This window comes from Streptomyces sp. NPDC058289 (assembly GCF_042880975.1).
Classification (GTDB): domain Bacteria; phylum Actinomycetota; class Actinomycetes; order Streptomycetales; family Streptomycetaceae; genus Streptomyces; species Streptomyces stoeckheimensis.
Map to the genome: position 1 here is coordinate 60,924 of NZ_JBHVYI010000029.1, position 22,735 is coordinate 83,658.

Genomic DNA, 22,735 nt, shown 5'->3' on the forward strand with positions numbered 1-22,735 from the left:
CCAAAACTGGAAGCGCTTCCACTTCCCCACCCCCACCGGAGGAAGAACCATGCGCAAGTCCGTCCGAGCTGCATCCGCCCTGCTGGCCGGTGCCCTCACCGCCGGTCTCGCCCTGATCAACGCCGGCCCGGCGTACGCCGCCGACCCGACCACCATGACCAGCGGCTTCTACGCCGACCCCGACAACTCCGCCCTGCGGTGGAGCAACGCGAACCCCGGCGACGGGCGGGCGGCGGCGATCCGTACGTCCATCGCCAACACCCCGGCAGCCCGCTGGTTCGGCAACTGGAGCGGCGACATCGGCGCGGCCACCGGCGCCTACGCCGGCCGCGCGGACTCCTACGACAAGTTGCCGATCCTGGTCGCGTACAACATCCCCGACCGGGACATCTGCGCCGGTCACTCCGGCGGCGGCGCCGGGAGCCGGGCCGCGTACGACACCTGGATCGCCGCCTTCGCGAGTGGCATCGGCAACCGCCCGGCCGTCGTCGTCCTCGAACCCGACGCGCTCGGCCACGAGAGCTGCATGACGGCCAATCAGATCGCCGAGCGCAACGCCATGCTGAAGAACGCGATCGCCCAGTTCAAAGCCAAGGCACCCAACACCTGGGTCTACCTCGACGCCGGCAATCCCGGCTGGATCGGCGCCTCGACCATGGCGCAGCAGCTCGTCGCCGCCGGTGTCGGCGGGGCACGCGGCTTCGTGCTGAACGTCTCCAACTACTTCACCACCGACCAGAACACCTCCTACGGCAACGCCGTCAACTCCGCTCTGGGCTCCTACGGCTTCACCAAGCCGTTCGTCGTCGACACCAGCCGCAACGGCAACGGTTCCAACGGCCAGTGGTGCAACCCCGCCGGCCGCCGGATCGGTACTCCCACCCAGCGCGGCGGCGGTGCCGAGATGCTGCTGTGGATCAAGATCCCCGGCGAGTCCGACGGCAATTGCGGCGTCGGGGCCGGCTCCTCGGCCGGACAGTTCCTGCCGGAGGTCGCCTACAAGATGATCTACGGCTACTGAACCGATCCCCCTTCCCCCTCCCCTCACCGAAGGCCAACCCCCAACCGAAGGAACCCCCGTGCGCATCCCCCTGCACCGATTAGTCCTGACAGCGAGCGCACTCACGCTGCTCCTCGGCGCCCTCGCCCCGTCCTCTGCCGAGGCGAGCTCCGCGCCGGCCTCCCACACACTTCCGACGAACACCCGCTTCTACGTCGATCCCGACAGCGACGCGGCCCACCAGGCCGTCACCGACTTCCTCCACCGGGACTTCGAGGGCGCAAAGTCCATGGCGAAGCTGGCCAGTTGGCCGGAAGCCGCCTGGTTCACCGACGGCACACCGGAGCAGGTCGAATCCCGCGTGCGCGACCTGGTGCGCCGTGCCGAGCGAACCCGAACGGTTCCCGTCCTGGTGGCCTACAACATCCCGCTGCGCGATTGCTCCCAATACTCCTCCGGCGGTGCGCAGTCGGACGCCGAGTACCAGGCCTGGATCAGCGCCTTCGCCCGGGGGCTCGGCCGCAGCAAGGCCGTCGTCATCCTCGAACCGGACGGGCTGGCCAACCTCCCCTCCGACTGCGGTCCCGACAGCGACCCCACCGGCGCGATCACCACAGGACGCTTCGCCGACCTCAAGCACGCGATCGACGCCCTGGAGCGGCAGCCGAACAGCGTCGTCTACCTGGACGCCGGCAACAGCCATTGGCGCAGCGTCGGCGACATCGCGCAACGCCTCCTCCAGGCCGGTGTCACCCGCACTCAGGGCTTCTCGCTGAACGTCTCCAACCATCTGGCCACCGATCTCTCCACCCACTACGGCACCTGGGTCTCCCAGTGCCTGTGGTTCGCCACCAAGGGCCCGGACTGGGCCAAGGGACACCCCGACTGGTGCGCGAGCCAGTACTACTCCCCTTCGGCGCCGAACGACGGGCAGCCGGGAAACTCCGTGAACGTGGACGACCCGTCCACCTGGCACTGGACCGACCGGTGGTTCCAGCAGAACGTCGGTACCCCATCCGCGCAGGAGCTCACCCACCTCGTCGTCGACACCAGCCGCAACGGCCGGGGCGCCTGGACCCCGCCCCCAGGCAAGTACAGCGGCGACCCTCAGACCTGGTGCAATGCTCCCGGTCGCGGCATCGGCGCCCGGCCGACCGCGAACACCAGCGTCCCGCTCGTGGACGCCTACCTGTGGATCAAGACCGTCGGCCAGTCGGACGGCCAGTGCAACCGCAGCATTCCGGGCGGCACCATCGACCCGGAGTACGGCATCGTCGATCCCGCGGCCGGTGTGTGGTGGCCGTTGCAGGCCAAGTCCCTCGTCCGCGACGCCGACCCCGCACTGGAGTTCAACACGGCCCTGCGCTGACCAGAGACGCGAACCGAAGGAAATACCCGTTCATGGCGGGATCTCTCCTCAGGGGCCGCCGTTCTGATTTCGCCTGAGCTTTCAGCAGCAGCCCAGTAGAGCGATCCTCATCGAAATATTTTCGATGAGGATCGCTCTATGAAAAGCGGCTATTGGGCTATTCGGAGGGGACGGGATTATCGAAACCCTTTCGAAACTCTTGACATGTTTCTGCGGTGTTTCCAGACTGAGGCGCGAGGTGGTGTCCCCCGCCTTTTTCCGGGTGCCGGATGCCGGCCTCGGATCTTTGCGCCCTGAGGTGAGCGTCCTTCGTCAATGGACGCGGGCGTCGTTCACGCGGATTCGCTATGCCGCGCTCCAATCCTTCCGTGATTTCCCTCCTGGAGGCTCTTCCATGGGCTCGAATGCCATTCCCCCGCCCACCGTCCGCCGGAAGATCGGCGCCCTTCGTACGGCCCTGGTCCTCGGCATCCTCGGTTCGGCCGCCGCGCTGGTGGCTCCACTGACCGCACACGCAGCCGAGAGCACGCTCGGTGGCGCGGCGGCGCAGAGCGGCCGTTACTTCGGCACCGCCATCGCCTCGGGCAGGCTGGGCGACGGGGCGTACACGGCGATCGCCGGCCGCGAGTTCAACTCGGTCACGCCCGAGAACGAGATGAAGATCGACGCCACCGAACCCCAGCAGGGCCAGTTCAACTTCGCCGCCGGTGACCGCGTCTACAACTGGGCGGTGCAGAACGGCAAGCAGGTACGCGGCCACACCCTGGCCTGGCACTCCCAGCAGCCCGGCTGGATGCAGAACCTCGGCGGCAGCACGCTGCGCGAGGCGATGACCAACCACATCAACGGCGTGATGGCCCACTACAAGGGCAAGATCGTCCAGTGGGACGTCGTGAACGAGGCCTTCGAGGACGGCACTTCGGGAGCCCGGCGCAACTCCAACCTGCAGCGCACCGGCAACGACTGGATCGAGGTCGCCTTCCGCACCGCGCGCGCCGCCGACCCGGCCGCCAAGCTCTGCTACAACGACTACAACGTCGAGAACTGGACCTGGGCCAAGACCCAGGCCATGTACGCCATGGTCCGGGACTTCAAGCAGCGCGGCGTGCCGATCGACTGCGTCGGATTCCAGTCCCATTTCAACAACGACAGCCCCTACAACAGCAACTTCCGCACCACCCTGCAGAGCTTCGCCGCCCTCGGCGTCGACGTGGCCGTCACCGAACTCGACATCCAGGGCGCCTCGGCCACGACCTACGCCAACGTGACCAACGACTGCCTGGCCGTCCCGCGCTGCCTCGGCATCACTGTCTGGGGTGTGCGCGACACCGACTCCTGGCGGTCGGAGCAATCGCCGCTGCTGTTCGACGGCAACGGCAACAAGAAGTCCGCCTACACCTCCGTGCTCAACGCACTCAACGCCGGCTCCTCCACCCCGACACCCGGTTCCGGACAGGTCAAGGGCGTCGGTTCGGGCCGCTGTCTGGACGTGCCCGGTGCCAGCACCACCGACGGCACCCAGCTCAACCTGTGGGACTGCAACAACCGCACCAACCAGCAGTGGTCGTACACCGCCGGAGGCGAGCTCAGGGTCTACGGCGACAAGTGCCTGGACGCCGCCGGCACCGGCAACGGCGCCAAGGTCCAGATCTACAGCTGCTGGGGCGGCGACAACCAGAAGTGGCGCCTCAACTCCGACGGATCCATCGTCGGAGTCCAGTCCGGCCTCTGCCTGGACGCCGTCGGCAACGGCACCGCCAACGGCACTCTGATCCAGCTCTATTCCTGCTCGGGCGCCAGCAACCAGCGCTGGACCCGCACCTGATGGCCTGCCACAGCGAAAGGGGGTGACCCGATGAAGACCTACGGTGCGGCTTCCCCCGCCGCTCCACACAGGCATCGCTGGTGGTCCCGGTTGGCCGCCGTGGTGGCGGCGACGCTCGCGATCGGCATGCTCTTCGCGGTGAAGCCGGCGCCCGCCGAGGCGGCGACGGTGGACACCAATGCCTGGTACGTCCTGGTCAACCGCAACAGCGGCAAGGCCGTCGAGATGCAGGGCGGCTCCACCACCGACGGCGGCAACGTCGTCCAGTACACCGACTGGGGCGGCGCCAACCAGCAATGCAGGTGGTCAAGCTGTCGTCCGGTGGCGGCGGATGCGGCAGCGCCCCGACTCTGGCGAGCGGTGCGCACACGATCCAGAGCAGCGGCAAGAGCCGCAGCTTCATCCTCAGGGTTCCCGACAACTATTCCAACAGCCAGCCCTACCGGCTGATCTTCGCGTTCCACTGGCGGGGCGGAACCGCCGGCGACGTCGCCTCGGGCGGAACGAGCGGGAACGCCTGGTCCTATTACGGCCAACAGGAACAATCCAACAACAGCGCGATCCTCGTCGCCCCCCAGGGCCTCGGCAACGGCTGGGCCAATTCGGGTGGTGAGGACGTCACCTTCGTCGACGACATGATCCGGCGGATCGAGGGTGGCCTCTGCGTCAACACGGCGCAGCGTGTCGCCACCGGTTTCAGCTGGGGCGGCGGTATGAGCTACGCACTCGCATGTACCCGGGCGAACGTCTTCAGGGCTGTCGCGGTCATCTCCGGCGGCGAGATCAGCGGGTGCAGCGGCGGCGCCCAGCCCATCGCCTACTTCGGAATCCACGGCGTGGGCGACTCCGTCCTCAACACCGCGCAAGGCCGGTCCCTCTGGAGGTTCTTCGCGCAGTTCCACTGACACGCCCGCACCATGGAGTGGAGCCAGGAGCATCCTGGCTCCACTCCGTCATGTGTGATGAGCGTTCAGGAGCAGAGTGCACCGTTGAGCATGTAGCGCGCCGGGATCGCGTTGGTACCCGAATACGTCGCCTGGAAGCCGAAGCCCACGCTGCCGCCGGGCTCCAGCATGCCGTTCCACCCTGCGTCACGGCGGCGGCCGGGCGGCCGGCTCCCGGGCAAGGTCGCGCCCCGGCACGGGGTCGACGCAAGTGATCCGTCCCGCGCCGCTGCAGCGGGTGACGGCGAGACGGTGCACGGCTTCAGACGCTCGGGGTGTGCGGGACGTTGCCGTAGTAGGCGTCCGGTCCGTGCTTACGGGTGAAGTGCCGCTCCAGCAGATGCTTCGGCGGTTCGGAGGCTTCCCCGAGGCGGGACCCCAGCGCCAGCGTGTGCAGCGCCATCTCCGCCACGGCCTCGCAGACGACGGCGTTCTCCAGCGCCGCCTTCGCGGTGGCACCCCAGGTGAAGGGTCCGTGTCGTGAAACGAGTGCTCCGGGAACCTCGTCGGCCAGCCGGGGGTCCCCGTCGAGCCGGGCGACGATCACCTGTCCGGTGTTGTACTCGTAGTCCCGCGCGCACTGCTCGGCGGTGAGGTCCTCCGTCACGGGAACGGGCCCGTTGAAGGTGTCGGCGTGCGTCGTGCCGAGTACGGGGATCGGGCGGCGCGCCTGAGCGAACGCGACGGCGTGCGTCGAGTGCGTGTGGGTGACGCCGCCGATGGAGGGGAAGGCCCGGTAGAGGCACCGATGGGTTTCGGTGTCGGTGGACGGCCTGAGGCGTCCCCCGACGACCCGCCCGTCCTCCAGCGCCACCACCACCAGGTCCTCCTCGGTGAGGTCGGCGTAGGAGACGCCGGACGGCTTGATGACGAAGACGCCTGCATCTCGGTCCACTCCGCTGACGTTTCCCCAGGTGAGGGTGGCCAGACCGGCCTCCGGGATGCGCAGGTTGGCCGCGAGGACCTCACGACGGAGGTCCCCCAGGAAGGTCTCGCTCACTACGCTCTCACCATCTCTCCGGCATGCGCGGCGGGTTTCTCCGGGACTGCTGCCCGGCAGGCCCCCGCGGTCGCGCATGAGTGGACTGGACTGATCGGGGCCGCAGCACATCGCGGCTGGCCCACTTCGGCCGCCCCGATCAGATTGTGAGCGCTAACAAGCTGCAATCTCAAGAGGTACGAGGAGATTCCTGCCCACAGCATGCGATCAACGCTGCATAATGTGAACGCGAACATCTACACCTGGTCGACAATCCTCCGGTCGGTCCGAGATGTGTGCGGGCCGCGGCTGGTTCGGTACCTTGAGGGAAGGCCGCTCGATGAGGAAAGGAAGAGAGTTGACCCAGCTCCCAGACGTCTCGCGAGCGCCCACGATGACGGACGTCGCGCGCGTCGCCGGCGTGTCCCATCAGACCGTTTCGCGGGTGCTCAGCGACCACCCGAACGTCAGCGCCAAGACCCGGGCCGCGGTGACTCAGGTCATCGAGCAGCTGGGGTACCGCCGCAATTCGGCGGCCAGGGCTCTGGCCACCCGCCGGACCCACACGCTGGGCGTCATCGCGGTGAACACCACTCTGCACGGCCCCGCCAGCACCGTGGCGGGAGTGCAGGAGGCCGCTCGGGACCGCGGCTACCTGACGTCCGCCGTCACGCTTCGGACCGCCACGCAGACGGCTCTCGCCGAAGCCATGCAGCACCTCGCCGGATGGGGCGTGGAGGGCATCGTCGCCGTCACTCCGCAACGCGCCGCGGTGCGCGCCCTGGCGGCACTGGAAGCACCGTGCCCCGTGGTCACCGTGGAAGGCGGCCACACCCTCGACCTGCCGGGGGTGTCGCTGGACCAGAACCTCGGCGCCCGCATGATCACGGAGCACCTTCTCGCGTCGGGCCACGCCACGGTGTGGCACGTGGCAGGCCCCCCCGACTGGCTCGAGAGCGAGGCCCGCACACAGGGGTGGGAGGACGCGCTGCGCGATGCCGGCGCCGAGGTACCGCCCGTGCTGCGCGGCGACTGGAGTCCACTGTCGGGATACCAGGCCGGCCAGCAGCTGGCGGGGCGGGTCCTGGCATCACGAGGGCAGGGAGCCGGCCTCACCGCGGTGTTCGTCGCCAACGACCAGATGGCCCTCGGTGTCCTACGGGCCCTGCGGGAAGCGGGCCTGCGGACGCCCGAGGACGTGGCGGTCGCCGGCTTCGACGACATCCCCGAGGCGGAGTTCTTCCCGCCCCCGCTGACGACGATCCGCCAGGACTTCGCCTCGCTCGGCCGCGACAGCATCGGGCTGCTCCTGGACCACATCGAGGGCAGGACCGACGAGTCGACCCACCTGGTGGTGGCGCCCGAGCTCATCGTGCGCGCCAGCACGGCCCGCAGGATCGCTCCCCCCGGCGAATGACCCCCACGTGCCCGGCGGTTGACCCCTCCCGCAGGAGGCCGGGCCCCGGGGGCACCTTCGTCCGCGGGAAACCGGGCGCAGGCACCAAAGCCGCTGTCCGGTGCCCCCCGGCACCGGACAGCGACTACGGTCGCCGCCGCCCCTCTCAGGCGGCGACCGTGGTGAAACTGTGGATCGTGGTCGACCGGTACAGCTCGCCCGGGCGCAGGACGACCGTCGGGTAGTCGGGGCGGTTCGGGGAGTCCGGGAAGTGCTGGGTCTCCAGCGCGATCCCCGCGTAGGCGTGGTACGGCCTGCCTGCCTTGCCCGTGATGTCACCGGTCAGGCCTTGCGCGGTGTAGACCTGGATGCCCGGTTCCGTGGTGCGCACCTCCATGCGGCGGCCGGATGCGGGGGCGTACAGCACAGCGGCCTTACGAGGACTGTCTCGCCGGGCGTCGCCGAGGACCCAGTTGTGATCGAAGCCTCCGCCTGCGAGGGCCAGTTGCGCATCCGTATGGGTCAAGGCGTCGGAGAGCCGCCGGGGCCGGCGGAGGTCGAACGGGGTGTTGCTGACCGGGCGGTGGGAGCCGTCGGGGATCAACTCGGCGTCGACGGGGGTGTAGAGGGGGGCCGCGACCTGGAGGTGGTGGGCCAGGACGTTGCCGCGCCCCTCCCCTTCGAGGTTCCAGTAGGCGTGGTTGGTGAGGTTGACGATCGTCGGGGCGTCGGCGACCGCCTGGTACGACATCGTCAGGTTGTCGTCGCGGTCCAGCGTGTAGGTGAGGCGCACGTTCAGGGCACCGGGGAATCCGTGGTCGCCGTCGGGGCTGTGCAGGAACAGCCGGACACCGGTGCGGTGCGCCGAGTGGAAGGGTTCGCAACGCCACAGGCGCTGGTCGAACCCGTCGGGACCACCGTGCAATGTGTGCCCGGTCTCCTGGGTGGCGAGCCGGTGGGTGACGCCGTCGACTACGAGCCCACCGCGTGCGATGCGGTTGGCGTAACGGCCCACCGTCGCACCGAAGTAGCGTGCGGACCCCTCGCAGGCGGCGGGGTCGCGGGGCGCGAGTACCACGTCAGCGGTGTGGCCCCAGCGGTCCGGCAGGATCAGTGAACGGAGCCGGGCGCCGCGCGTGTGGACCTCGGCACGGGCCCTGCCGGGGAAGCCGAACCGCCACCTCTCCCCCGTTCCGCCATCGTCCAGACGCAGGGGGCGGGCCGTCCGCGGACAGGCGGCCGTCTGCCTGGGCTCGGCGGCCTGGTCGACAGATTCGTATGCGTGTTCCATGACGGCATTCCCTGGAAGTCGGTCCACCGGATGCGCGCCGGGACCGAGCTGTGATCGCGGCACGCGAACGCGGTGGCACGGGCGGGTGGGCTGCGGAGCCGGAGTCAGTCGGCGGCGGAGTCAGTCGGCGGCGGGGCGGCGGCCGCTCATCAGGCGTTGCAGCACGATGAACACGAGCAGCAGGGCACCGATGACGATCCGGGTCCACCAGGAGCTGAGCGTGCCCTGGAAGTTGACCACCGTCTGGATCGTGCCGAGGACGAGCACGCCGAGGGCGGTGCCCAGGACGAAGCCGGAGCCTCCGGTCAGCAGCGTGCCGCCGATCACGGTGGCTGCGATCGCGTCGAGTTCCATGCCCATGGCGTGGAGGGCGTAGCCGGAGAGCATGTAGAAGGTCAGCAGCAGGCCGCCGAGTGCGGAGCACAGGCCGCTGACGGCGTATGCGGCGATCTTGGTGGAGCCCGTCGGAAGACCCATCAGCCGAGCGGAGGACTCGTTGCCGCCCAGCGCGTACACGTTGCGGCCGAAGCGCGTGTGGTGCAGGACGATGAAGGCGATCACCAGCACGGCCAGGGCGATGACCACCGGGATCGAGACGAACAGTCCTCCCGGGCCGTACAGCCGGGTCTGCGCGATTCCCGCCGTCGTCGGGTCGCTGATCGTGATGGATTCGGTGCTGATCGTGTAGCAGAGCCCGCGGGCGAGGAACATGCCGGCCAGGGTGACGATGAACGGCTGGATCTCGAAGGTGTGGATGATCCAGCCCATGAGCGTCCCGCTCCCGGCGCCGACGAGCAGGACCAGGGGGATGACGGTGGCCAGGGGCCAGCCGTGCGACTCGACCAGCCAGGCGGTGAGCATGGTCGACAGGGCCACCATGGAGCCGACGGACAGATCGATGCCGCCGGTGAGGATGACGAAGGTCGCCCCGACCGCGACGACCAGGAGGAATCCGTTGTCGATCAGCAGGTTCAGTACGACTTGCGCCGAGAGGAAGCCCTCGTAGCGCACCGATCCGACGCTGAACATGACGGCCAGCAGGACGGCCGTGACGATCAGTGGGATACGGGTGCGGGTGCGCGGGGACACGGTCGCGAAGGGGCGGGTGAGGTGCGCGGCGGCGCTCGCGATGCCGGTACTCATGCGCGTACCTCCTGCTGCAGCGGGCCGGCGCCCGCCGTGGTGTGGGATCGGGGAGTGGTCGTCCTGCGGCGGCGCAGGACCTTGGCCCGGAAGACCGGGGCCTGCACGAGGCAGACGACGATGACGACGAAGGCCTTGAAGACGAGGGTGGTCTCGGGTGGGACGCCGAGGGTGTAGACGGTGGTCGACAGGGTCTGGATGATCAGGGCGCCCAGGACGGTGCCGCCGAGGGAGAAGCGTCCTCCGGTCAGTGCGGTGCCGCCGACGACGACGGCGAGGATCGCGTCGAGCTCGATCCACAGGCCGGCGTTGTTGCCGTCGGCGCTGGAGACGTTGGAGCTGATCATCAGTCCGGCGACGGCGGCACACAGGGCGCTGAAGACGTAGACCAGGGCGAGTAGGCCGCCGGCGCGGATGCCGACCAGGCGGCTGGCTGCGGGGTTGCCGCCGACGGACTCGATCAGCATGCCGAGTGCGCTGCGGCGGGTGACGAGGGCGGTGAGCGCGACGAGGGCGGCCGCCAGGAGGACGGCGAACGGGAAGGTCAGCCAGTAGCCCCCGCCGATCATTTTGTAGGGGGCGCTGGTCACCGTGACGATCTGGCCGTCCGTGATCAGCTGGGCGACGCCGCGGCCCGCGACCATGAGGATCAAGGTGGCCACGATGGGCTGCACCCCCAGCCCGGACACCAGGAAGCCGTTGGCCAGGCCCAGCACGAGGGCGACGCCGAGCGCGAGGGCGACGGCCGTGAGCAGAGTGGCGACGCTGCCGGGATGCGCGGCGGTGGAGATGTGCCCGCAGGCGAGGGCGCCGGCGATGGCGACGGTGGAACCCACCGAGAGGTCGATCCCGCGGGTGGCGATGACCAGGGTCATGCCGAGCGCCACCAGGATGAGTGGCGCACCGAACTGGAGGATGTCGATGAGGCTGCCGTAGAGATGGCCGTCGCGTACGCGTACGGACAAGAAGTCGTGGTGGAACGCGAGGTTGCCGAGGAGCAGGGCGAGCAGGATGAGCGCGGGCCACAGCAGGCGGTGGCCGGCCAGCCGTCTCCCGATCGCGGCGGCCGCCTCGGACTTGGCGGGCTGGGTGGTCATGAGTCCGTTCCGGTGGCGATGGTGGTGAGGAGGCGTTCGGGCGTGACGGTGTCGTCGTTCGCGAGGGTGGCCACCATGCGGTGGTCGCGGAGCACGGCGATGCGGTGGCTCAGGCGCAGGACCTCTTCGAGTTCCGCCGAGATGAACAACACGGCGGTACCTTCGCCCGCCAGGCGGGCCACGAGTTTCTGGATCTCCGCCTTGGCCCCGATGTCGATGCCCCGGGTCGGTTCGTCGAGGATCAGGAGCCGGGGTGCGGTCAGCAGCCAGCGGGCGAGGAGGACCTTCTGCTGGTTGCCTCCGCTGAGGTGGCGCACCTGCGCTTCGGGGTCGGCGGGGCGGATGTCCAGGGCCTCTGTCCAGTGCCGCGCCAGTTCGTCCTGCTTCGCACGGGCCAGCGGCCTGGTCCAGCCGCGGGCGGCCTGCAGGGCGAGGACGATGTTCTCGCGGACCGTGAGCTCGCCCACCAGTCCCTCGGACTTGCGGTTCTCGGAACAGAACGCGATGCCCCGGGCGATGGCGTGGCGGGGGCTGCGCAGGACCACCTCCTCGCCCTCGATGCTCACTTCTCCGGCGTCCGCGCTGTCCGCGCCGAACAGGAGGCGCGCCACCTCGGTGCGGCCCGAGCCCAGGAGGCCGGCCAGTCCGATGACCTCGCCGGGATGGATGTCAAGGTCGTACGGTTCGATCGAGCCCGTACGGGTCAGCTGTCGGGCCTGGAGGAACGGCTCGCCGGCCGCCCGTTCGGCCGCTTCCTCGTGGGCACGGCCGGACAGCTGGTCGAGGGTGGCCAGTTCTCCGCCGATCATGCGCTGTACCAGCGTCACCGGCGTGAGTTCCCCGATCGGGTACTCGCCTTCCAGCCGGCCGTTGCGCAGGATGGTGACGCGGTCGCAGAGGTCGAATACCTGGTCGAGGAAGTGCGTGACGAACAGGATGGCCACACCGCGGTCCCGCAGGCGCCGCACCAGGGTGAAGAGCTGGGCGACCTCCTCGCGATCCAGGCTGGAGGTGGGTTCGTCCAGTACGAGCACCTTCGCCGAGACGTCCACCGCCCGGACGATGGCGACCAGTTGCTGCACCGCCAGGGAGTGCGAATCGAGCAGACTGGTGACGTCCAGATCGAGGTCGAGTTCCGTCAGCAGCTCTGCCGCCCGCTGCCGCATCGCGGACCAGTGGATGAGACCGAACCGGCGCGGTTCGCGCCCGATGAGGATGTTCTCGGCGACCGAGATGTTCGGGCAGAGGTTCACCTCCTGGTAGACGGTGCTGATTCCGGCCTGCTGCGCCTGGAGGGGGTCCGTGAACGCGTGGGGCCGGCCGTCCACGAGGATGGCACCGCCGTCGGCGGGGTGGACACCGGTGAGCACCTTGATCAAGGTGGACTTCCCGGCGCCGTTCTCGCCCATCAGGGCGTGCACCTCACCGGGGAAGAGCCGCAGGGCGACTCCGTCGAGGGCGAGCACGCCCGGGAACCGCTTGCGGATGTCGTGGGCTTCCAGGACCGGCCGCGGGCCGCCGGCGCCCGTGGCCGGCGGGGTGGACGGATGCGTCATCCGCCCTCCTCTCATGTGTGGGGTGGTGGAGCGGGCTCCGGAGGGTGAAGGAGGCACCGGAGCCGGGCCTCCTCCGGCACCAAACCTGCCGCGTCAGTAGTTCCGGGACGGCAGGGCGGCCGCGGCCTTGTCCTGCGGGAAGACGCCCTCCTGGGTCTCGACCCGGGTCGGCACGCTCTCCCCCGCCACGACCTTCTTGGCCAGCTCCATCAGCTGGTCGCCGAGCATCGGGTTGCACTCCACCACGACGTTGATCTTGCCCTCGGTCATGGCGACGAAGGCATCCTTGATTCCGTCCACCGAGATCACCTTGATGTCCGTACCGGGCTTCTTGCCGGACTCCTCGATGGCCTGGATGGCGCCGAGGGCCATGTCGTCGTTGTGGGCGTAGAGGACGTCGATGTCCTTCTGGGACTTCAGGAACGCCTGCATGACCTCCTTGCCCTTGGCGCGGGTGAAGTCGCCCGTCTGTGAGGCGACGATCTTGAACTTGCCGTCGGCACGGATGGCATCGGCGAAGCCGGCCTTGCGGTCGTTGGCGGGTGCTGAGCCCGTGGTGCCCTGGAGCTCGACGATGTTGACCGGGCCCTGTTCGTTCGCGTACGCGCCGGTCAGCCACTCGCCCGCGGACTTGCCCTCCTTGACGAAGTCCGAGCCCAGGAAGGTCTTGTAGAGGGAGGTGTCCTTGGTGTCCACGGCCCGGTCGGTGAGGATGACCGGGATGCCCGCGTCCTTGGCCTCCTTGAGCACCGTGTCCCAGCCGGACTCCACGACCGGCGAGAAGGCGATCACATCGACCTTCTGCTGGATGAAGGTGCGGATCGCCTTGATCTGGTTCTCCTGCTTCTGCTGCGCGTCGGAGAACTTGAGTTCGATCCCGGCCTTCTTCGCCGCCTCCTGGACGGACTTGGTGTTGGCGGTACGCCAACCGCTCTCGGCGCCGACCTGGGCGAAGCCCATGGTGATCGTGCCGCCGGAGCCCGTCTTGGCCCCGGAGGCCGGGGCGGAGGCGGGACCCTCGGTCGAGCAGGCGGTCAGCGCCGAGGAGGCGAGAAGGGCGACGGTGAGGACGAGGGCTGCTCTGCGAGCCATGACGGGTGTCCTTTCGGGGGCTACGGATGAGGCTCCGCACGGCCGGTGCCGGGCTGCACCCGTGTTCATGTGCGTGGCGGGGCCGGGGCGGTGGCGGTGGCGGTGGCTGTGCGACAGGAGCGGGATGCCCTTGAGGGGGCGCCGTCGCATTGTGAGCGCTAACAAGCCGGGTTCTCAACCCCTTTGCGCGCGTTACCTGTCCGTTACCGCGTCGCGTGCGACAACAACGCGGATTCCATCCGTTCGCGCGACCATCGACCCCGCCTACCCGAATCGGAGACCTCAACCCGCCTCGAACCAAAGGCATATCGAGCCGAGGCCCCGTATACGAAGGCCGCCGCACCATGAGGGCCTCCCGCATGATCCACGCAGACCCCTTGCCTATCGACATTGTTAGCGCTCACACTGCAAGCTCATCGGATCCTCCGCCGACCGCCAGGATGGTCGGGACGGCATCTCCGGCTGCCGGGCCGCGCCGCGTGCCGCCCACGGCTCCTTCGAAAGGCACTCTGTTGACGTCACCGCATCTCCCCGCGCCCGCCCCTCCTTCCGAGGAATCGGAGCAGTACACGGTCGGTGTCGACTTCGGCACCCTGTCGGGCCGCGCCGTGGTGGTGCGGGTTCGCGACGGTCAGGAGCTGGCCGCGGCGGTCCACCCCTACCGGCACGGCGTCATCGACCGATACCTGCCGCAAGGCGGTGCGCCGCTGCCTCCGGACTGGGCCCTGCAACACCCCCAGGACTGGCGGGACGTACTGCGTCGCGCCGTCCCCCAGGCCCTGGCGGCGGCCGGGATCGATCCCGCCGCGGTGATCGGCATCGCCACCGACTTCACCGCCTGTACCGTCCTGCCCACGCTGGCCGACGGGACTCCCCTCGCCGAGACCGAGCTCGCCGGACGGCCCCACGCGTGGCCCAAGCTGTGGAAGCACCACGCCGCCCAGTCCCATGCCGACCGCATCAACGAACTCGCCCACGCCCGCGGGGAGAAGTGGATCGCCCGCTACGGCGGCCGGATCTCCGCCGAGTGGCAGTTCGCGAAGGCGCTCCAGGTCCTGGAAGAAGACCCGCTCGTCTACGAAAGCTGCGCGCGGTGGATCGAGGCCGCCGACTGGATCGTGTGGCAGCTCACCGGAACCGAGTCCCGCAACGCCTGCACCGCCGGATACAAGGGCATCCACCAGGACGGCGCCTACCCGAGCGAGGAGTACCTGGCCGCGCTGAACCCCCGGTTCGCCGACTTCGCACGCACCCGCCTCGAATTCCCCCTCTCCGCGCTGGGCTCACGAGTGGGCTCGCTCAGTACGGAGGCGGCAGCGTGGACAGGGCTGCGGCCCGGCATCGCCGTGGCCGCGGGCAACGTCGACGCCCATGTCACCGCGGCGGCGGCCCAGGCCGTCGAGGACGGACAACTGCTCGCCATCATGGGGACCTCCACCTGCCACGTCGTGAACGCCCCCGTCCTCGCCGACGTCCCCGGCATCTGCGGTGTCGTGGCCGGCGGGATCGTCGAGGGAACCTACGGCTACGAGGCCGGCCAGAGTGCGGTCGGCGACATCTTCGCCTGGGTGCTGGACCAAGGCGTCCCGTCGGACTACCTCGCCGAGTCCGCCGAGCGCGGCGAGGACCTGCACACCCTGCTGACCCGGAAGGCCGCCGGCCAGCCGGTCGGCGGACACGGACTGGTCGCCCTCGACTGGCTCAACGGCAACCGTTCGGTCCTCGTCGACCACCACCTCTCCGGAGTCATCGTGGGTCTCACCCTCGCGACCCGCCCCGAGGACGTCTACCGCGCACTGCTCGAAGCCACCGCGTTCGGCACCCGCGTCATCGTGGAGGCCCTGGAAGCAGGCGGCGTACCGGTCCACGAGTTCATCGTCGCCGGCGGACTGGCCAAGAACGAACTGCTGATGCAGATCTACTCCGACGTGCTGCGCCGCCCCGTCTCCCTGGCCGCGTCCGACCAGGGCCCCGCCCTCGGGTCGGCCATCCACGCCGCCGTAGCCGCCGGCGCGCACGGCGACGTACGGACGGCCACCGCCGCCATGGGCCGCCGGCTGCCGGCCGTCTACCTGCCCAACGCCACCCGGGCCGAGGCGTACGACGCCCTCTTCGCCGAATACCGGCTCCTGCACGACCACTTCGCCACGGGTGGCCTGCTGCACCGCCTCAGGCACATCCGCGACACGACCCACACCGCGGGCTGACCCCCGCCCCGTTGTCCGTTCCCGCATTTCCACCCGCCCGCCGCCCTCACCACCGTTGCGGGACGTCACCTTCAGGAGTCCATGTGCCCAGCCCAACATCCCCCGCCCAGGAGATCTGGTTCCTCACCGGCAGCCAAGGCCTGTACGGGGAGGAGACGCTGAAGCAGGTCGCCGAACAGTCGCTGCAGATTGCCCACGCGCTGGCCGATGCCTCCGGCATTCCCGCGCGCGTGGTGTGGAAGCCGGTACTGACCGACGCCGACGCCATCCGCCGGGTGTGCCTCGACGCGAACGCCGACGACCGGTGCATCGGGCTGATCGCCTGGATGCACACCTTCTCGCCGGCCAAGATGTGGATCGCCGGACTGGACGCGCTGCGCAAGCCGTTGCTGCACCTCCACACCCAGTCGAACGTGGCCCTGCCCTGGGGCACCATCGACATGGACTTCATGAACCTCAACCAAGCCGCCCACGGAGACCGCGAGTTCGGGCACATCCAGACCCGTCTGGGCGTACCCCGCAAAACGGTGGCCGGCCACGTCACCGATCCCGAGACGAGCGCACGCGTCGCGATCTGGGCGCGGGCGGCCGCCGCACGATCCGAACTGGCCACCCTCAAGGTCGCCCGCTTCGGCGACAATATGCGCGACGTGGCCGTCACCGAGGGCGACAAGGTCGAGGCCCAGCTGCGCTTGGGCGTCTCCGTCAACACCTACGGCGTCAACGACCTGGTGAAGGTCGTCGACAGCGCGGACGAGACCGACGTGGCTTCCCTCGTCGAGGAGTACGCCGACCTGTACGACCTGGCGCCGGAACTGCGACCGGGCGGCGCACGGCACGACGCGCTGCGTTACGCGGCCCGCATCGAAGCCGGCCTGCGCACCTTCCTCCACACGGGCGGCTTCGGGGCCTTCACCACCAACTTCGAGGACCTGGGCGGACTGCGCCAGCTGCCCGGCCTCGCGGTCCAGCGGCTCATGGCCCAGGGGTACGGCTTCGGAGGAGAGGGCGACTGGAAGACCGCCGTCCTGCTGCGCGCCCTCAAGGTGGCTGCCGCCGGCCTCCCGGGCGGCACTTCCTTCATGGAGGACTACACCTACGACCTGACACCCGGCAACGAGCTCATCCTCGGCGCGCACATGCTGGAAGTCTGCCCCACCATCGCCACCTCCAGGCCCAGCTGCGAGATCCACCCCCTCGGCATCGGCGGGCGGGAGGACCCGGTGCGGCTGGTGTTCGACGCGGCACCCGGCCCGGCCGTGGTGGTCGGGCTCGCCGACCTCGGCGACCGCTTCCGCCTGATCGCCAATGACATCGACGTGGTGGCACCCCCTCACCCGCTGCCCGCACTGCCCGTCGCCCGCGCGGTTTGGCGGCCCCGCCCCGACCTGCGGACCTCGACCGAATCCTGGCTGACGGCCGGAGGACCGCACCACACCGTCCTCAGCACCGCCCTGACCTCCGACCACCTCGACGACCTGGCGGAAATGCTCCGCCTGGAGCTCGCCCTCATCGACGGGGCCACCACCCCGAAGCAGTTCCGGCGCGATCTCCGCTGGAACCAGGCGTACTACCGGCTGGCACTGGGACTTTGACCGTCAAGCGCGCCTGGCGAGCGATGCACCGCATCTGACACGGTGTCCGGGGCCCGCCCGTGGACATGGAGAAACGGGCGGGCCCCGGACGGGGTGGGCGCGTGTCACGCGATGGTGCAGGCGCTCCCGTTCAGGCTGAAACCGGAGGGCTTGGCGAAGCTGCCACTGAAGGTTCCCTGGAATCCGAAGGACGCCTGGCCGCCGGCGGCGATCTCCGCGTTGTAGCCGACGTTGCCGGCCGTGACGGCTCCCGACGACGGGGAAACGTTCGCGTTCCAGGCGTTGGTGACCTGCTGCCCTGAGGGCAGGGTGAACGCGAGCTTCCAGTTGCTCACCGGGGAGGAGCCGGTGTTGGTGACGGTGACGTCGGTGGTGAAACCGCCCTGCCAGACGTTCGGCGCGTACGCCACCTTGCAGGCCGTGGAGCCTCCGGGGCCGCCCGGGTCACCCGAGGAGCCCGTGTTGACCGTCGAGGAGAACGAGGTCACGGCGAGGCCGGTGCCGTTCTGCCAAGGCTCGAATCCCGCCTGAACGCTCGTCAGGTACCAGCTGTTCTGCGCCAGTCCCCTGGAGACGGCCTGCCGGACGAAGTCCATGACGTCGAAGTTCCAACTGCTGATCGCCGACGGCGCGACGAACGACAGCACGTCGTTGGAGCCGTTGTTGCCCGACCACACCTCCCACTGGCGGCCTGCCACGGTGGCGGAGCCGACCGGGGAGCCCACGGGCTGTACCGGGCCGACCTTGTGGAACCACACCATGATCTCGGTGCGGCTCACACCGTCGGTGCGGGGCGTGGGGTCGAGCCAGATGTCGTACGCGGCGTCGTACGCGCCGTCGGTGACATAGCTGTACGAGATACTGGTGGGAGCGCTGGAGACGCTGCCGAGCCGGGCCGGGAGGTTGGTGCCGGGCGAGCAGTTGGTGTAGTGACAGCCGTTGTACACGGACGGGTAGGACTTCGGGGCGCCGTTCGTGGGAACCGAACCATCGGCCCGGGTGATCCTGAACCCCGAGTCGGTGACGGCGATGCACTGGCTGTCGTTGGTGCCCCAACGGTTGTTCTGGACGATGTAGCGGCCCTGGATCGCCGCCGACCCGAACGTTTCGCAGATCGTGGTGTCGGCCTGAGCCGCCGATGCGGCGGTGAGGAGCGCGGCCAACGAGACGAACACGGTGAGCAGCGCGCCCAGCAGGCCCAGCGCGCTGCGGGCATGGTGCGGTGAAGGTCGCATGCGGATCCTCTTCGAGAGACGGTGATGGGGGGAGTGCTCCCACAAGGCGAAGAGACGTGACGGGTGGACGTGTTGAGGCCGGGCAGGTCCTCTCGGGCTGCCCGGCCTCGTCGTACGCGGAGCTGTTCTTCAGGCGGGGCGGGCTGTTATTCGAGCAGCTCCGCGTACGAGCCCATGGCCAGCGCGATGTCCGCCTGGGCCCAGAACCGGTGGTACGTGAAGGCGGGCGCGGCGCCGCCCGCGAGGTAGGCCTCGATCTTCGGCCAGGCCGGGTCGTCCTGGTAGAAGGTGCGGATCGAGGCGAAGGTGGACGAGGAGTTCACCGCGTCGCCGTTCGGCATCGTGCCCGTCCACGCGCTGGGCACGTACACCGGGTTGGCGAAGCGGCTGTAGTCGGTCCGCGTCTCCTGGACGGCGACGCCCAGCGGGTCCTGGTGGTGGGCCCACATGCCGTCGAGCAGGGCCTTGGCGACCCGCTTGGCCTCGGCGTTGCCGGACTTCGCGGCGTAGTAGGTGAGGGTCTTGGCGTAGGCGGCGGCCACGCCCACGTCGTCGGTGTAGTCGGCGACGGTGACGTGCAGGCCCGCGTTGGCGCCGGGAGCGGTCGCGTTCCAGGTGTCGGGAGCGCCCGACCACTTGAGGGTGGAGGGGATGCGGTAGGTGCCGTCGGGGTTGATGGTGGTCTTCGACAGGGCCCAGCCGACCCACTTGTCGAGCACGGTCTTGGCGGCGGCGTCACCCGTCTGCTGGTAGAGCTCGGCGACCCGCTCCATCGACCAGGCCTGGAAACCGAACCACTGGTTGGACGCCGGGTCCTGGTAGACGGGCTTCTCGTCGTAGAAGAGCCCGTGGAAGGTGGGGGTCCCGGCCGGGGGCTGCGCATAGCGCCCCTGCCAGCTGTTGGTCGCACCGCCCGCGATGGCGCCTTCGTCGGACTGGAGCCATCGGTAGAACTCCAGCTGCCGGTCGAGGCTGGTCGCCCAGTCCGCCGAGCCGGTCGCCGACTTGGGCTTCAGCGGGGCGTACTCGCTGAGCGCGTAGGCGGCGAGGGGGTTCTGGTAGCCGCCGTGGGCGTGGCTGGAGCCGATCCGCCAGGACCAGGCGGCCGAGGTGTCGGTGGCTCCGCCCCAGGCGTAGTACCAGGACATCAGGTAGTGCGCGCTGTCCTTGCCGGTGCCGGCGGGGCAGACGGTCGGGCCGACACAGTTCCCGGCCTTCTTGAAGTACTTGTCGAACATGGAGTACCGCAGGTAGTCGCCCATCTTGGCCGCCTTGGAGACGGTCCCGGTGACCTGGGACTCCTTCCCCTGCTGCTTGGCCCAGATGTCCGCCCAGTAGGCGGCCTGGATGGCGCGCGCGTCGGCGTCCGGGGCGTTGGTGAACTTCCACTGCTTGGCGTAGGAGGCGTCCCCGGTGAAGAGGTCGAGGTAACCGTTCCTGCCGCCGTAGGCGAACTTGTCGCAGGTGGGGTGCGGAACGGTCTCCCAGACGGATTCCTCGGGTCCCCGCTGGAAGGTGTTGATGTACGAGGGTCCGGTCGCGGTCGGTCCGGCGGAGCACTTTCCGGGCTCGTTGCCGAAGCCGTAGACGTTGTCGACGTCCTGGAGCCAGTGCATGCCGTAGATGTCGTCCGTGCCGTACGTGCTCTTCAGCTCGCCGGCGATCGGGTCGACACCGGAGGTGACCGTCCCGTCGAGCTTGGCCGGGTACTGCGAGGGGAGGTCGTGCTCGGGGGCGTACGTGGCGGGCTTGGAGGCGTTGTAGGAGCCGGTCGTCGGCTGGTCGGCGTGGGTGGGGATCATGAACTTCTCCATGACCTCCCACGCGCCGTTGAACTTGGTCCAGTCCCCGGTGATCTTCCCGTACATCGCCTGCAGCCAGATCAGGTAGCTGTAGGCCTCCGAGGTCGTCTCGTGCCCGTGGTCCGGGGCCTCGACGATCAGCGTCTCGACGGAGTGGTACGGGATGCCCTCGGGCGAGAAGTAGCCGTTGGCCGGGTTGGTGATCTTCCCGTGGAGGTCGAGGAAGCGGGCGTCGTACGTGGAGTCGGCGGCCAACTGGGCGACCGTCACCTCGGTTTTGGCATGGCCGGGGGCGGTCACCGTGAACACGGCGGAGCCGCTGCCGGTGGTGCCGGCGGCGACGGTCACCTTTTGGGCGGTGTTCCAGTTCGCCGGGGTGAAGGTGAGCTCGGCGGGCGTCGCGGTGAGGTCGGTGTTGCCCGAGGTGCGGGCCACGCCCGCCGTGACGTTCGCGGCCGGCTGCTTGGACAGCTTCAGGTCGAAGGTTGCCGTCTCCCCGCGGCGTACGGAGAGCTGCGCGGGGGTGGCTACGAGCGCGGGGCCGGCGGCGACGGTGATGCCGACGGGCGCCGACTCCGCTGAGGCTCCGAGGCTGTCGTAGGCCTTGGCGTAGAGGGAGTGGGAACCGGCTGCGAGGCCGGCGGCGGTGAAGGTGAAGGGCGCCGTGGTGTCCGTCCCCAGGAGCGTGGTGTCGCTGTAGAACTCCACCTTGCCCACGGTGGCGCCGTCGGCCGCGGCGGCGGTGGCGGCGAGCGGGACAGCGGTCCCCACCGTGTAGACCGCGCCCGCGGTGGGGCTGGTCAGGACGGCGACCGGGGGCTGGTGGGCTCCGGTGCACGGGGTGCCGTTGACGGCGAAGGTGGTGGGCGGGGCGTTGGTCCCGCTGTAGCCGAACTGGGCGCCGGTCGTGGCGGCCGCGCCCGCGGCGATGGTCTTGTTCCAGTCCGGGGCCGCGACCCGGACGGTCTTGCCGGTCTGGGTCCAGGTGCCGTTCCAGCCGTTGGTGAGCTGCTGGTTGCCCGTGTGGTCGTAGGTCAGCGTCCACCCGTCGAGCGCGGTGGTGGACCGGTTGGTGAGGGTGAGCTCGGCGGTGAAGCCCGAGCCCCAGTCGTTGGTCTTGTAGTCGACGCTGCACTGCACCGCGGCGGCCGCGGCGGTGGTGGCGCCGACGGCCGTGAGGCCGAGGGGGAGGGAGAGGGAGAGGGCCGTGGCCGACGCGGTCAGTAGCCTGCTGCGTCGGACGCGTGGTCTGGGTGGGGGATGTGCCGACATGCGGATGGTTCTCCTCGCGGCTCGGGGAGACGGGGATGGGAAGAACGACTGCACACAAGCTCTGAACCAATGGGAGCGCTCCCACTGTGCAGAGGTGGCGAGGTGCCGTCAAGACGCGTGAAGAGTCGAAAGAGTTGCGTGAGGAATTTACTCAACCCCTCTTTTGCTTGGCGGCAGTTGGCGCTACGGTCTGGCCCAAGCAAGTGGGAGCGCTTCCACGGTTGGCGTGCCGTCACAGCGCGACCTTGCTGCGAGGGCTCGCTCATGTGACGGCCCCGCGTCTGTCAGTGCTGCTCGGCGGAGCAGCACTGACCTTGCGCGACGGCGTCACCTGCCGGGCAACGACCAGAAGGTCGCATGCACACAGAACCTGGTGAACGCACTTCACGTGACCGGCGTCCGCAATCCCCACCGGTCCGCGGCATTGCCTACAACGGCCTGAGCCGGCGGCTCACCCACCTGCCCGACGGGCCATCCGGCCACGGCCTGACCCTCCACGCCCTCAACATGCCTGCTTGGAGGGCGTGTCGAGGCACAATCCTCGCCCCCGGCCACAGCCCGGTCCCACCCGGCCGCGGGTGAGATCGGCGAGAACGCCTATGGACGGCCGATCGCCGATCGCCGATCGCGCCACGGTGTGGCCGGACGCCCGCACCCCCTCGTCCCCCCGCTGGACCTGCAACACCTGGAAGCACCCCTCCGGCCCAGCCCGATCACCCCCACCGCATTCGGCACCGGGCTCCGCAACCGCCTGCGCGCCCTGAACTGAAAGGCACCCCCGAAATGAGCCGCACGATCCCCCGCACCGCCCTGTTGGCGGCCCTCAGTCTCGTCACGGCCGCCGGCGCGACCGCCACCGTGTTCGGCACCTCCGCCGGCGCCGCCGCCGCGGGCTGCAAGGTCGAGTACCAGATCACGAACCAGTGGAACAC

Annotated in this window: 16 protein-coding genes and 1 pseudogene; 7 read left to right on the forward strand and 10 right to left on the reverse strand. The window is 69.4% G+C overall.

Annotated features, from left to right (window positions below):
• Window positions 1-49: 49 nt before the first annotated feature.
• The 3 genes from ACFVX6_RS17355 to ACFVX6_RS17365 all read left to right on the forward strand — a co-directional run bounded on the left by ACFVX6_RS17355 (window position 50) and on the right by ACFVX6_RS17365 (window position 4,194).
• A complete protein-coding gene (locus ACFVX6_RS17355; protein ID WP_389692272.1) occupies window positions 50-1,021 on the forward strand; it encodes a glycoside hydrolase family 6 protein in 972 nt (323 codons plus the stop codon).
• Window positions 1,022-1,079: 58 nt separating this feature from the next.
• Window positions 1,080-2,369 carry a glycoside hydrolase family 6 protein gene (locus ACFVX6_RS17360; RefSeq protein ID WP_389692274.1) on the forward strand — a complete coding sequence of 430 codons (1,290 nt, stop codon included), beginning with the start codon at window positions 1,080-1,082 and terminating at the stop codon, window positions 2,367-2,369.
• 394 nt (window positions 2,370-2,763) lie between these two features.
• Window positions 2,764-4,194, forward strand: a complete 1,431-nt coding sequence (locus ACFVX6_RS17365; RefSeq protein WP_389692276.1) for an endo-1,4-beta-xylanase — start codon at window positions 2,764-2,766, stop codon at window positions 4,192-4,194.
• A 38-nt stretch (window positions 4,195-4,232) separates the two neighbouring features.
• Here the strand turns inward: ACFVX6_RS17365 and ACFVX6_RS17370 are convergent, their stop codons facing one another.
• A complete protein-coding gene (locus ACFVX6_RS17370) occupies window positions 4,233-4,370 on the reverse strand; it encodes a hypothetical protein (RefSeq protein ID WP_389692306.1) in 138 nt (45 codons plus the stop codon).
• Between ACFVX6_RS17370 and ACFVX6_RS17375 the strand changes: the two are divergent.
• Window positions 4,321-5,072: pseudogene (locus tag ACFVX6_RS17375) on the forward strand (RICIN domain-containing protein); the annotation flags it as partial. The gene ACFVX6_RS17370 and the pseudogene ACFVX6_RS17375 overlap by 50 nt on opposite strands.
• Before the next feature lie 92 nt (window positions 5,073-5,164).
• Here the strand turns inward: ACFVX6_RS17375 and ACFVX6_RS17380 are convergent.
• Window positions 5,165-5,320: a cellulose binding domain-containing protein gene (locus tag ACFVX6_RS17380; RefSeq protein ID WP_389692278.1), complete on the reverse strand. Its 156-nt coding sequence runs from the start codon at window positions 5,318-5,320 to the stop codon at window positions 5,165-5,167.
• 80 nt (window positions 5,321-5,400) lie between these two features.
• Window positions 5,401-6,138 (reverse strand): L-ribulose-5-phosphate 4-epimerase AraD, encoded by a 738-nt coding sequence (gene araD / locus ACFVX6_RS17385; protein ID WP_389692280.1) that lies wholly within the window; start codon window positions 6,136-6,138, stop codon window positions 5,401-5,403.
• A gap of 319 nt (window positions 6,139-6,457) precedes the next feature.
• Here araD and ACFVX6_RS17390 point away from each other — a divergent pair, with 319 nt between their 5' ends.
• A complete protein-coding gene (locus tag ACFVX6_RS17390) occupies window positions 6,458-7,534 on the forward strand; it encodes a LacI family DNA-binding transcriptional regulator (protein ID WP_374777184.1) in 1,077 nt (358 codons plus the stop codon).
• Between the two features lie 145 nt (window positions 7,535-7,679).
• Here the strand turns inward: ACFVX6_RS17390 and ACFVX6_RS17395 are convergent, their stop codons facing one another.
• From ACFVX6_RS17395 to ACFVX6_RS17415, 5 genes are all read right to left on the reverse strand, one after another.
• A complete protein-coding gene (locus ACFVX6_RS17395; protein WP_389692282.1) occupies window positions 7,680-8,804 on the reverse strand; it encodes an aldose epimerase family protein in 1,125 nt (374 codons plus the stop codon).
• A 120-nt stretch (window positions 8,805-8,924) separates the two neighbouring features.
• A complete protein-coding gene (gene yjfF, locus ACFVX6_RS17400) occupies window positions 8,925-9,947 on the reverse strand; it encodes a galactofuranose ABC transporter, permease protein YjfF (protein ID WP_389692284.1) in 1,023 nt (340 codons plus the stop codon).
• A complete protein-coding gene (locus tag ACFVX6_RS17405; protein ID WP_389692286.1) occupies window positions 9,944-11,044 on the reverse strand; it encodes an ABC transporter permease in 1,101 nt (366 codons plus the stop codon). Before ACFVX6_RS17405 ends, yjfF begins: the two co-directional genes overlap by 4 nt.
• Entirely contained in the window at window positions 11,041-12,600 is a 1,560-nt protein-coding gene (locus ACFVX6_RS17410) for a sugar ABC transporter ATP-binding protein (RefSeq protein ID WP_389692288.1), read from the reverse strand. The genes ACFVX6_RS17405 and ACFVX6_RS17410 overlap by 4 nt, the downstream gene beginning before the upstream one ends.
• A gap of 93 nt (window positions 12,601-12,693) precedes the next feature.
• Window positions 12,694-13,692 (reverse strand): ABC transporter substrate-binding protein, encoded by a 999-nt coding sequence (locus ACFVX6_RS17415; protein ID WP_112447263.1) that lies wholly within the window; start codon window positions 13,690-13,692, stop codon window positions 12,694-12,696.
• Window positions 13,693-14,204: 512 nt separating this feature from the next.
• On the opposite strand from ACFVX6_RS17415, the gene ACFVX6_RS17420 reads away from it, so the two are divergent.
• Both ACFVX6_RS17420 and araA read left to right on the forward strand, forming a co-directional pair.
• On the forward strand, window positions 14,205-15,899 hold the full coding sequence (locus ACFVX6_RS17420; RefSeq protein WP_389692290.1) for a ribulokinase: 1,695 nt from the start codon (window positions 14,205-14,207) through the stop codon (window positions 15,897-15,899).
• 83 nt (window positions 15,900-15,982) lie between these two features.
• Window positions 15,983-17,494 (forward strand): L-arabinose isomerase, encoded by a 1,512-nt coding sequence (gene araA / locus ACFVX6_RS17425; RefSeq protein WP_389692292.1) that lies wholly within the window; start codon window positions 15,983-15,985, stop codon window positions 17,492-17,494.
• A 104-nt stretch (window positions 17,495-17,598) separates the two neighbouring features.
• On the opposite strand, the gene ACFVX6_RS17430 is transcribed toward araA, so the two are convergent.
• Both ACFVX6_RS17430 and ACFVX6_RS17435 read right to left on the reverse strand, forming a co-directional pair.
• Window positions 17,599-18,729, reverse strand: a complete 1,131-nt coding sequence (locus tag ACFVX6_RS17430; RefSeq protein ID WP_389692294.1) for a cellulose binding domain-containing protein — start codon at window positions 18,727-18,729, stop codon at window positions 17,599-17,601.
• Window positions 18,730-18,875: 146 nt separating this feature from the next.
• On the reverse strand, window positions 18,876-21,803 hold the full coding sequence (locus ACFVX6_RS17435) for a glycoside hydrolase family 48 protein (protein WP_389692296.1): 2,928 nt from the start codon (window positions 21,801-21,803) through the stop codon (window positions 18,876-18,878).
• Window positions 21,804-22,735: the final 932 nt, after the last annotated feature.